Annotated in this window: 1 protein-coding gene; it reads right to left on the reverse strand. The window is 54.1% G+C overall.

The features are described 5' to 3' along the window. Nucleotides 1-366: VCBS domain-containing protein (locus AC1EU2_RS18785; RefSeq protein ID WP_480299803.1), on the reverse strand; the 366-nt coding region annotated here is incomplete at both ends.

Raw genomic sequence — 366 nt, forward strand, 5'->3', positions numbered from 1 at the left:
GCGAACCGTGTATACCAGGTCAATGCTGTCGCCGTCTTGCATGGCTTCAACAACCGCTGAGTCATTGAACAGGTTAAAGGTCCACTCGCCTGTTTCACTGTTGAGTATGAACTCACCGTAATTGGCAAATTGGTCGCTTTCTAGGCTCCAGCTTAAGTCGCCTTGTTCGTTGTCGACGTCGGTGGCATTGAGGTCGCCGCTGACACTTGGCGTGCCTGGGATGTCGTTGTTTTGTGCATCAACACCCGCTTCATCGACGGCGCCAACTTGTGGGCCGTTGGAGACTAGTGGTCGATCATTCGTGCCTGTGACCGTGATGGTCACTTCGGTGTCACTGAAGCCACCATTGCCATCGCTGACGCGAAC

The sequence above is a fragment of the Parashewanella sp. 2304DJ23-3 genome (assembly GCF_056591695.1).